An 8,530-nucleotide genomic window follows, 5' to 3' on the forward strand; every position below is an offset into this window, starting at 1 on the left:
AGCTTTGATTTATCTGTCACAGCCCCTTAATCTTTGTTGATGTTTTTTTATTGAACGTACTTGGAAATAAATCTTTATAGTAACTAGGAATAATAAGATTCCAACTACACTCCAAGTCATTAAATCAGCGTTATTCATTCGTACCTTCTTTTTTTCTTCTTGATAAGTAGATAGAACCTAATACACCGATTGATGAAATACCAGCTAGCGCTAACCATAAATTAAGATTTGTTTGATCGCCAGTTTCTGGAGTTTTTGGTTTTAATGCATCTTTCATGATAATCTTTTCTCCATGTTCGGCAGTAAAGGTAATACTTTCGGCAATGTCATATCCTTTAGGTGCGATTTTTTCAGTCATGATATATTCTTTACCTTCTACTAGATATTTAATGATGTGTGGTTTATCGGTAGATACCCATTCATCAATTACTTTTCCAGTTTCTTTATCGGTAACTGTAATGGTTGCACCAGGTAATTCTTTACCAGTTGTAATATCTTGTTTACTAAATTGCATTTCTGTTGGAGTGTTCACGCAATTGATTTCTAAAGCATCACCATTTTTCGTAACTTCAACTTTATAGATATGATCATTTAATACATAACCATCAATTTGTTTCGCTTCTTGAATATAGTACGTTCCAAGTTCTAATTCTTCAAAGATAGCAAACCCTTTATCATTTGTTTTAACTGTTTTGATGATTTCACTCATATCTTCTTTTGCAGAAATATTGAATGGCACATCAGATAATACTTTAGATTCATTATCTTTATCCGTCTTTTTCACTTGAATCATACCACGAGCAAGTTCATTATTGATAATTCCATCATTGCCAATCTTTACAGTATACTTAGATACATCTTCACCATGATAAGCAATTTCAAAATCATATTCATTATCATTTAATACATATTGACCATTTGTAGAAAGTTCTTTTAAATAATAAACACCATTTGGTAAATCGAAAGTATCAGCTAATGTTAAATGTCCATCTTCATTTATACCAGAAGTATAAATCATTGTTCCATTTTCAATGGCTACATCACCCATATAGTTATAAATATCTTCACGAGCAAAGATTCCAAATACAATGTCTTTATAAGCATTTGGATTTTTAAAGATTTCTTGTTCTTCTAACATCTTAGTCATATCAATATCTACAGTAGGACGATCATTAACCAATGTTGTTTCAATCGTTTGCAATTCATTGATTTGATTATCTTCTACTTCAAAATAATGTTTTTCAGTATTGTTGATATATCCATGTGGAGTTTTTGTTTCTACATAGTAATAACGACCAACAGGTAATTTCTTACTTAATACTGCATTCCAATCACTTTCTAATGTTTGAATTGCTTCATTTTCTTTATAGTAAGTGTGGTTTCCAATGGTAATATCCTGTGCTGCATAAATAGTAATTTCAGCATTTAAGATATTTGATTCTTCCCATACAGGACTAACAGTTTTACCAAATTCAGTTTGTCCAGTAACTGTTTGCATGAAGATTTCACCAGTCTTATTCCATTTCACTTGACCAAAGATCATTTCATCTTTCATTTCAACCGATTGTACTTCACCAGTATCTTTTACAGTAAATTCAATTTCATTAGCAATCGCATATCCATAAGGAGAACTGATTTCTTCTAAGATATAAGTTGTACCAACTTCTAATCCTTTGATCATATGAGGCTTAACTGTACCATCTTCATTTTTACCATCTTGGCCAGAAATCCATGCATCAAAGATTGCTCCTTTATCGTCTTTAGGATATACGCTCATGAATGCACCTTCGATTTCTTCATCATTCGTAATATCCTTTTTCGATACTTCAATTTTTGTGATTTCATTTTTGAATACTTCCTCAAATGTAATCACTTCTTTATCTTGTCCTTGATATGTTGTATCAATGGAAATGATTTCATCTGTACTTGCATAACCAATAGGAGCTTTGATTTCTTTAATTTCAAGTTTTGCATTGATTGGCAAGTCGGCATTGAAGATAGCTTTACCATTTTCATCCGTTTCTACTCTTTCAATCAATTTTCCTTTTTCAATTAATAATCGTTTAGCACGAGGAGTATTATCAATTCCATAAATATCTTCGCTTGCATATAAACCAAAAGTTGCACCTTTTAATAAAGTATCATCTTCTTTATCTTTCTTAATGACACTTAAATCTACTTTTTGTCTTTGATTTTCATATTCAACATTTTCAAAAACAACAGGTACATTTTCATTCTCGTATGTTAATTCTACTTTCTTGATTTCTTTGTTTAACACAAATCCATCACCAGCATTTTTTTCATAAACTTTGTATTTACCTAAAGGCAATTTTTTAGATTGAGCATAACCATTTTCAGTTGTGATTTCTGCAACCTTTTGCCCTTTTAAATAAATTAAGTCTTTTTGATTATCGGCAGAGTAAATATCTTCATCTGCTTCAATAATGAATGTTGCTCCATCAACAGGTAATTTTTCATAGATAAATTGGATATTTCCATTTTCATCTTCTTTTGTATCAACCAATTGTTCACCAATCTTAGTAATATTGATTTGTCCTTTGACAGATTTATCTTCTTTTGTGACCATGATGATTGATGTTTTTCCATCATCAGCAATTTGATAAGGAGTCGATGTTGATACTTTGAATTTAATCGGTTCCGTATTTAAGACATATCCATAAGGAGCATGAATTTCTTCTAACTGATATTCACCAACTTCTAATGTGCTAGGAGTCGTTACTGTACCAGTTTCATCTGTTTTAAATTCAGTTACATAATGAGGAATAGGGAACCATACCCATTGACCAACATATTCATTTGTATCTAAATTTTTAATTTTAAATGTTGTATCTGGAAGTAAAACAGTTTTTCCAGTTTCTTGATCTATTTTGACTGCTTTAATCAATGCTTTAAATGGAGCATCATTAAATACTCGCCACACTTGTGGCTCTCTTGAATCTTCCGTAATGACAACTTGGAAATCTTCCACTGGCATCATTTCATCAGGTACTTTTGTTTCTTTCACTGTATACGTTCCATAAGGTAATTCGATTGATTTAGCATAACCTTTTTTATCAGTCGTTAAGATATTGTAAGTTCTTGCTTTATCCCACCCAACTTGATTGACTTCACTTGTTAATTTCACAGTAAACTCAGCACCAGCAACTAGATCAGATTCTTCACTTCCTTCAGTAGATACTTTGATGATTTGAAATGCTTGTTTCTTTACTTGTTCTTTTGATGATTGGTTTCTAATAACCACTTCTACATTTTGTCCTTCATAATCACAATGAATGTCATAAACAGTTGGATCAATTAGATATCCTTCACTTGCTTTTGTTTCTTTGAATTGGTAGAAGCCTAAAGGCAATCCTTTCACATCTTCCATGCTTCCTTTTTCATCCGTAATACGAGTAGCAACGACTTCACCTTTAGAATAGAATTTTTTGGTATGTGCTTTATTGTAAATATCTTCAGCAGCAATCAACTGATATTCTGCACCTTTTAAAGTAGCATCACCTTGAGCAGTTCCACCGGTTTCTTTATCTTCTTTTGTTAAAGAGATACTTGCGGTTGGTTCTTTATTAGTTTGTTCAGCATTACCAGTAATAATGGCAGTATGTTGGTCTTTATAAGATAGAGTTACTGTGATAGGTTCTCCATTGAGTAAATATCCATCAGCTGCATGCGTTTCAACAAATGTATATGTTCCAAGTTTTAATCCTGTTAAATGAATTTTTCCACTGTCATCGGTAGTCACATCATTCACATAACCAGTATCACTTGTAACATGATATGTTGTACCTGCAACTCCTGCACTTTTATCATCATTGTATTTTGTTAATGTGATTTCTCCAGTAGGAGCTTTATTTGTAACGACTAAAACATTTTCGCTTGCCTTTTGACCAGCTTTGACTTCAACAGTTCTCACTGAACTATCAAGCAAATATCCTTCAATCGTTGAAATTTCTTTGACTTTATAAGTTCCAACTTCTAAATCAAGTTTTTCTCGCTCACTATCCCAAATACCATCTGAACCAGTTGTAACATTGGATTTACTTCCATCTGGTTTTGTGATTTCAAAGACAACTCCGGGAAGAGCTTGTCCATTTTCATTGACTTTCTTGATTCGCATTCCACCAGATTGTGGGAAGATACGATAAACTTTATAAGTTACCATTCTTGATCCGTGTTTAGTTGATAAATCATCCACATTACTTATCATAACCTGTTTTTGTGGTCCACTAGGCATGTTTTCAGCACAGTGAATAATTTTTCCTTCACCCATATAAAATGCCATATGAAGAGCATCTCCATTTTTATCATAATAGAAAACTAAATCTCCTTTTCTAGCATTCTTAGGATTACTTTCATTAGTTGGATACTGATAAGCAGTAACACCTTTTCCATTCAAAAATTTAATTGCAGTATCTGTTGTGATACGATCAGCACCTAAAGATAATCCTGTTTGTTTTAAAACATAGCTCACATATCCAGAACAGTCAAAACTGTTAGGTCCTGCAGCACCCCAAACATAAGGCTTACCTAAATGTTTCTTTGCTTCATTGATGACATCGTCTGCTTTATTTATCTCAAAGAATGTCGTTTCATTACCTGCTGCATAAACAGGAACAGCAATATTTGAAAATACGGATGAGAATATCATTGCAAATGATGCAGTTAATAACATGATTTTTTTCCATATACCTTTCATTTTAATTTTTCTCCTTTCATGAAAAAAGACACGAGGTATAGTCGTGTCTGTATCAATAGATTCAATTGTTTGTCTACCAAGATGTTTTGAATACGGAGTAATAATATCCATCTACATAGTAAATTGACACCACTCCTTGTGTATTATTTTCTCTTAGTAATATTTCGTTGTGTTCAGGTGAAGTAACCCAAGCACTAAATGGATCTGGAGAATTTGTAATGCATTCTCCATTATCCTGATGCCATAAGGCTCTCGCTTTTGCCATTTCATAAGCATGACTATCTGCTTTTTGTTGATGATAACTAGATTGTGCTAAAGGTTGTAAACCATGTTGTTGTCGATAAGCATTGATTTGGTTCATAACGGCTTGAGCCATTGCTTCTTGTTTGACTGGTTCTTCAACAATTGGAGTTTCAGGAACTTCAACTACTGAGTTATCTTGAGAAGGGGGAGTTGTTGTTTCAACAGGTGGTTTCTCAATAGGTTTAGATTCTTCTTTTGGTTGTTCCTTAACTTCCTCTTTTACAGTCTTATTTGATTCATTTTTCATGTGGATAATCTCTTTTTCATTTACCACTTTACTTTTCTTAATTTCTTGTTTCTGTGTTGTTTTAACATCTTTTTTTGATTTTTCATCTGTCTTCACTTTTTGTGTTTCAATCGTATTCTGGTTTACAGCACTTTCTGTTTTTAAATCTTTTTTAGATTGAGAACTATCATTTTGACTACATCCCGTTATCAAAAGCAATGTCACTAACATCATCAACCATTTTCGTGTTTTCATCTACATTCCTCCATTCATGTAATTTCATTTTAGATTGTTATCTATAAAAGAACTAATGTATAAATCACTCTATTTCTTATTTATACTTATCTAGATATAAGAACTATTTATCTTTTAAGAATGAATTATCTTTCTTTACATACGGAATTTTTCTTCGGTATGTTGAAAGGGGGTTGTAGGGGGAAAACACAGTCACGCTTTTGGGCAGAATGAGGCTGTCATTTTGCAAAAGTCCGGACTTATCCCTTGTTTTAGCCTTTTTTACAAATTTTTAAGTCATAGGTATGAATTTCAAATTTTCATCTTTCTTGACTCCTTTCTTTTTTTCTAGCCCAATCACCCAGTAATTTAATAATTAACTCTTTCTTTTGATTAGGTGTATATGATTTTGGAAAATATTTATTAATTTCCTCCATTTTCAGACTAATCTTTTCTTTTTGATTTGGCTTATCACTCATAAGCATATCCATCATCATGGTTTCATCTAATTCATTCGATTGACTTTTTCGCTTTAATTCTTGTGCTTGTGCAAGACTTGGTGTTGCTAAACAGGTAGTAATACAATCAACTAATTCATTTTGTTCTTTTGTGGTCAAAAAAGATAGTTCATAAGCAGGGTTTAAAGCTATCTTAAAACCATCTTCATGAATACCATCAACCATATCTCTTAATGGCTTAACAAGATAAGTTAATCGAATATATCTTTGTATTTGTGAACGAGTAGCATTCATTTCATCGGCTAATAATTCTACTGAATATTTTCCATTCAACTTCTGCCCAACTTGGGTAGAAGTTATATTTGGGCGTTTTCCTTGATGTTTCATTGCCTCTAATTTCATTCGATAAGCATAACCACGCTCAGTAGGTAAGATGTTTTCACGCTGAATATTGCTATCTACCATGATAATTGTTGCTTGGTCATCATCTAATTCACGAACAATAGCATCAATCTCATTCGCACCTGTTTTTTCTAAGGCAAACATTCTACGATGTCCGGACACCATTTCATATCCTTTGCCATCTTTGTCTGGACGAACAAGTACTGGAACTAATACACCATTATCATGAATACTTTCAATAAGTTTTGTCATATCTTCATCTAATCGAACACCAAAAGGATGATTGTTAAACTCGTGAATTTCACTTATTGGTATTTTCATTACTTTTTCTAATTGAGCATCTTGTCTTTGTTCTTCAGTAGTAAATAGATCATCGAGTGAACTCATGTCTAGTTTTGGTAATGTTTTTGCCAATTTGCTCCACCTCCTTTGCTAATCTACGATAGGCTAAAGAAGATTCTGCATTAGGGGCATATTGAATAGGACTTTGACCAGATAATGCTGCTTCACTTGTCTTAATCGCTCTAGGAATCTCCGTTTTAAATACTCGAATAAACTTACCATAATTTTCTCTTACTTCATTTGCAATATGTTTTGATAAGTTTGTTCTTGCATCTGTCATTGTGATTAAGATTCCATCAATTTTTAAATTAGGATTAATTTGTTTCTTTGCAGTAGCAATCGTATGCAGTAAATCATTCAATCCGTCAGTAGCATATGGTTCGGCTTGAACTGGAATGATTATGCTATCTGCTGCTACTAAGCCATTAATCGTAAATAAATTTAATGCTGGATTACTATCTATTAGAATGTAATCATAATCATCTTTGATTTTATCTAATACTCTTTTAAATACAGTTTCACGACTCATGACACTTGATAATTGAATGTCTGCTCCGGATAGAGAAATGTTTGATGGTAATAAATCAAATTTCTCATTTGTGTGAATGATAGAATCACGATAATCAACATCAACTTCATTAATCTCATTAAACAGTAAATCTTTAATACTTTGTTGATAAGAGTCAGGACTTCTATAACCTAGTCCTTTAGTAAGGCTTCCTTGCGGATCGAAGTCAACTATGAGGACTTTTTTATTGTCTTGAGCAAGACAAACACCTAAGCATACAGATGTTACTGTTTTTCCCACACCTCCTTTTTGATTGGCAATCGCAATCACTTTACATTTGTTTTCCATAAAAAAACTCCTTTCTACATAACCAAACGCTTGAAATGGATATGTAAGAAGGAAAATTAGAAAAAATTTTTTTAATTTTTTTCATTAAAATAAATACACTTCACTAAAAATGCGACAACTGCACTCCAAATAATTTAAAGAGAAGCATTGAAGTACCTACAAATCAAAAATTCGTACCGTTGTTTATAATTTTCTTTCCAATAAAATAGAGCCTGTAAGTATATATAGGGTGTTTCCCAACTACTTACATTTCATGAAAGGAGAATTAAAATGACTATTTATTACAAAGATAAAACCTTACCCAATAGGTTTAAAGAATGTCGATTAAAAGCTGGTCTATCACAACCAGAACTCAGTACTGCCTTAGGATTTAAGGGCGGAAAAGCAACTATTGGATGCTATGAACGAAATTTACGTCTGCCCAATGTTACAACTTTAATCAAAATGAAAAACATTTTTGATGTATCTCTTGATTATCTCTTATGTTTAGATGATTACTCATCTCATATAGAATATGCAAAATCTAAATTAAGATTAAATGATGAACTTCTAGAATTACTATTTGAAATATCTAGTAATAAAGAATTAACTCAAAAAGTTAATTGGTTTGTTCAACATGAACTTAGAAAGGAAATTCTAAATTATGAAAATCAATCAAATAAACAATCGATTTAAAGTAGCGAGAATAAATGCTGGCTATTCCCAACGTGATGTTTCTAGAATTTTAAAATTTGTTAGTTGAGTATTCCGCTAATGGAAGACCACTCGTTACAGTAGAGAAGTCCACTCAATACGCTGGACAAGTCCGCCTCACCAAAAAATTGAATACGGTTGGAAGTCCACAATTAATTTGAAAAAAGGCATAAAAATTCTTTATCATTATTATGCCTTCTCCATTTTTATTGTTTTATTCTTGAGTATTCCTCACGTAATGATTTTCCGTGTAAAGTAATCAGGTATGAACTATTGATTATTCGCAAGGAACAGCACCGCTA

Annotated in this window: 5 protein-coding genes; 1 reads left to right on the forward strand and 4 read right to left on the reverse strand. The window is 32.2% G+C overall.

The window, feature by feature from the left end; all coding sequences use genetic code 11:
* Positions 1–130 precede the first annotated feature (130 nt).
* From H8909_RS00975 to H8909_RS00990, 4 genes are all read right to left on the reverse strand, one after another.
* Positions 131–4,714, reverse strand: a complete 4,584-nt coding sequence (locus H8909_RS00975; protein ID WP_187011499.1) for a SpaA isopeptide-forming pilin-related protein — start codon at positions 4,712–4,714, stop codon at positions 131–133.
* 73 nt (positions 4,715–4,787) lie between these two features.
* Positions 4,788–5,498 (reverse strand): CAP domain-containing protein, encoded by a 711-nt coding sequence (locus tag H8909_RS00980; RefSeq protein ID WP_117517511.1) that lies wholly within the window; start codon positions 5,496–5,498, stop codon positions 4,788–4,790.
* Between the two features lie 299 nt (positions 5,499–5,797).
* Positions 5,798–6,751, reverse strand: coding sequence for a ParB/RepB/Spo0J family partition protein (locus tag H8909_RS00985; RefSeq protein WP_374011428.1), 954 nt, complete (start codon positions 6,749–6,751; stop codon positions 5,798–5,800).
* A complete protein-coding gene (locus H8909_RS00990; RefSeq protein ID WP_117517513.1) occupies positions 6,708–7,535 on the reverse strand; it encodes a ParA family protein in 828 nt (275 codons plus the stop codon). Before H8909_RS00990 ends, H8909_RS00985 begins: the two co-directional genes overlap by 44 nt.
* A 270-nt stretch (positions 7,536–7,805) precedes the next feature.
* On the opposite strand from H8909_RS00990, the gene H8909_RS00995 reads away from it, so the two are divergent.
* Positions 7,806–8,210, forward strand: coding sequence for a helix-turn-helix domain-containing protein (locus tag H8909_RS00995; RefSeq protein ID WP_117517515.1), 405 nt, complete (start codon positions 7,806–7,808; stop codon positions 8,208–8,210).
* The last annotated feature ends 320 nt before the right edge of the window (positions 8,211–8,530 follow it).

The organism is Catenibacterium faecis (genome assembly GCF_014306455.1).
In the GTDB taxonomy this organism is placed as follows: Bacteria; Bacillota_I; Bacilli_A; order Erysipelotrichales; family Coprobacillaceae; genus Catenibacterium; species Catenibacterium mitsuoka_A.

Excerpts from the sequence above, each read along its gene's own strand:
- H8909_RS00975 (WP_187011499.1), bottom strand. The coding sequence starts at position 4,714 with ATGAAAGGTATATGGAAAAAAATCATGTTATTAACTGCATCATTTGCA.
- H8909_RS00980 (WP_117517511.1), bottom strand. The coding sequence starts at position 5,498 with ATGAAAACACGAAAATGGTTGATGATGTTAGTGACATTGCTTTTGATA.
- H8909_RS00990 (WP_117517513.1), bottom strand. The coding sequence starts at position 7,535 with ATGGAAAACAAATGTAAAGTGATTGCGATTGCCAATCAAAAAGGAGGT.
- H8909_RS00995 (WP_117517515.1), top strand. The coding sequence starts at position 7,806 with ATGACTATTTATTACAAAGATAAAACCTTACCCAATAGGTTTAAAGAA.